Origin of the sequence: Vibrio sp. 1562, assembly GCF_033340155.1 — a bacterium.
In the GTDB taxonomy this organism is placed as follows: domain Bacteria; phylum Pseudomonadota; class Gammaproteobacteria; order Enterobacterales; family Vibrionaceae; genus Vibrio; species Vibrio alginolyticus.
Map to the genome: position 1 here is coordinate 1 of NZ_JAWOVY010000265.1, position 758 is coordinate 758.

2 pseudogenes are annotated in these 758 nt (G+C 40.1%); one reads left to right on the forward strand and one right to left on the reverse strand.

Going from position 1 to position 758, the window contains the following annotated elements:
* Positions 1 to 344 (forward strand): annotated as a pseudogene (locus tag R7Z49_RS24560) (transporter); the annotation flags it as partial.
* 193 nt (positions 345 to 537) lie between these two features.
* Here R7Z49_RS24560 and R7Z49_RS24565 read toward each other — a convergent pair.
* Positions 538 to 758 (reverse strand): annotated as a pseudogene (locus R7Z49_RS24565) (replicase); the annotation flags it as partial.

Consider the following 758-nt stretch of genomic DNA (forward strand, 5'->3'; position numbering starts at 1 on the left):
ATTATGACGGATATAACATTGCGTTAATGGGTGTTGCCAGATACCAACTCTTCGAATCTTGGAGTGTTATGAGCAAGCTAGGTCTAGCACATACAGCTCAAGAGGTAGGCATAAATAACCGTGTAACAGTAAGTGAGTCTGAAATATTGCCTAAATTTGGGATCGATATTGCATATAATGCAACTGAAAATTTGGACATTTTATTTGGAATTGACCATATTTTCGGTGATGAAATTAAGACCTTTAAAAGAGATAGCAATTTAGATGACCAGAGTTTACTTAAGAACTCATCAGATGTTGCGTCGGTTAGTACTATGTACCTAGGACTTAAATATAATTTCTGATTAGTAAGCATCTAAACAAAACACTAGCCTCAGCTAAAGCGAAAGAGCCCACTGTCGATTTTTATTTTGGAGGCTTGCCTTTGGTCGCGTCGAAATAGACGAGACCAAAGGCAAAGGGAATGCTTAAAGTTGGTCATGGACGCACGACGGACAAAATAGGCAACACGTTTTACCTTATTGTAGTTAGGTAAATTCATTCATCATTCCGTTTCCGATAATAAGTTGCTCGACTGATCCCCAAATCAAGCCAAGGTTTGGACTGTCTTGCTGAATCTATATTGATTTTTCTACCGCCACCTTTCGAAACCTTACCTCCTTTTGCTCCCTGTTTGGCTTGCCATGCGCTGAACGATGACAGGCTAAAGTGTTTGTGGGTCCACTTCGCTACGCTCTTTGCTGTATGTTTGACTTCGT